The organism is Faecalibacterium gallinarum, assembly GCF_022180365.1.
GTDB lineage: Bacteria > Bacillota > Clostridia > Oscillospirales > Ruminococcaceae > Faecalibacterium > Faecalibacterium gallinarum.
Window position 1 is genome coordinate 1 of record NZ_BQKV01000100.1, and the last position, 673, is coordinate 673.

Annotated in this window: 1 protein-coding gene; it reads right to left on the reverse strand. The window is 36.3% G+C overall.

The annotated features are described in order from the left end of the window. Positions 1-32: 32 nt before the first annotated feature. Positions 33-644, reverse strand: a complete 612-nt coding sequence (locus tag JCM17207_RS11925; protein ID WP_002571017.1) for a Type 1 glutamine amidotransferase-like domain-containing protein — start codon at positions 642-644, stop codon at positions 33-35. Positions 645-673 lie beyond the last annotated feature (29 nt).

Here is a 673-nt window from a genome sequence, read left to right on the forward strand (position 1 = left end):
CCGAAGATAAAAAAACAACAGTATTCAATTTATTAAATAATTTCCTGTCGATTCCCTTTAATCAATACAGTTTGACCGTCAGCCAATTCAATCAAATCGTTCTTCGATATATCTCCAAAAGGGCTCTCTTTTTCAGCGTGTGGTATCAACGGATTTGCTAAATATCCTAATCCATCGGAAAAATTTCCGGCAGCAATCATACTACCTGCGCTAATTCCCAGATACACCAATCCATTCTCTATTGCTTGCTTTAGGGGCTTCGAAAATCCTGTTCTGTTTATTTCGCTAAGAAGCGTATGGGCATTTCCTCCACAAAAAGCAATCATGTCATATTGAGTGAGTTCTTGAACACTCATTAAGCGAAACGGTACAGGTATGTCACTAATATAACTTGAATATGTTCTTTTATATCCATCGGAAAGTAAAAACGCAAGATTATATATAAGAATATTATTCATAGGTATTCCCATATTCATAAGGCGCTCCATACATACAATGATTCCTTCTCGCGCACCATCATTTCCAACTGCGGCGGATGGAACCAAAATCGCTTTTGTGTTAATCGGTTCTTTTCCGATACATTTCCAAAATAATACCATAGTCTTTTCGTTTAAGCCACTTGAAGTTAAGAACAGGGTTCTCATAAACTTAGTCCTCTTTTAATTTTTCAAAT

Bases quoted from the DNA above. Each gene is read 5' to 3' on its own strand.
- JCM17207_RS11925 (WP_002571017.1), bottom strand. From the start codon at position 644: ATGAGAACCCTGTTCTTAACTTCAAGTGGCTTAAACGAAAAGACTATG.